This window comes from Sporosarcina sp. P29 (assembly GCF_002743265.1).
GTDB lineage: Bacteria > Bacillota > Bacilli > Bacillales_A > Planococcaceae > Sporosarcina.
This window is the reverse complement of the sequence record NZ_PDYX01000077.1, coordinates 1-458: the sequence shown is the minus strand read 5'-3', so window position 1 is coordinate 458 and position 458 is coordinate 1. Positions and strand designations below refer to the sequence as shown.

Below are 458 nucleotides of genomic sequence, written 5' to 3'. Positions count from 1 at the left end.
GCAGGTGAACAATCATGTCCACTGCATCGATACTGTCCAGATCCAGATCTTCGTACAGGCGAGCCTCAGGCGTGATTTCCTGTGGGTCGAGTTCAAACAGCGTAGCCAGGAGTTCGCAGACTTCCTGATAAATGGTTTCTTGTTCAGTCATAACGGATCACATCTCAGGCGCGTTGAGCGTTGATAAAAGAAGCCAGCGTGGCGACGGAAAAGAAGTGCTGACGCATCTCTTCGCTTTCGGCAGACAGCACCACGCCATACTGGTTTTTCACGGCCAGGCCAAGTTCCAGGGCGTCGATAGAGTCGAGACCCAGTCCATCACCAAACAGCGCAGCATCGGTATCGATATCCTCGGCGGTGAGCTCGTCCAGATTCAGCGTGGTGATGATGAGATTTTTAATTTCAAGATGAAGCGCTTGCATCATTAATTCCTGACAAAGATTGAAGGCCTGATGTTA

The 458-nt window shown here is 50.4% G+C and carries 2 protein-coding genes; both read right to left on the bottom strand.

Annotated features, from left to right (window positions below):
• On the bottom strand, nucleotides 1–151 hold a 151-nt coding region (locus CSV68_RS16620), incomplete at its 3' end, for an acyl carrier protein (protein ID WP_233192957.1).
• Nucleotides 152–164: 13 nt separating this feature from the next.
• Nucleotides 165–422 (bottom strand): phosphopantetheine-binding protein, encoded by a 258-nt coding sequence (locus CSV68_RS16615; protein WP_020884530.1) that lies wholly within the window; start codon nucleotides 420–422, stop codon nucleotides 165–167.
• Nucleotides 423–458: the final 36 nt, after the last annotated feature.

Coding starts and splice junctions, on each gene's coding strand:
- CSV68_RS16615 (WP_020884530.1), bottom strand. CDS start 422: ATGCAAGCGCTTCATCTTGAAATTAAAAATCTCATCATCACCACGCTG.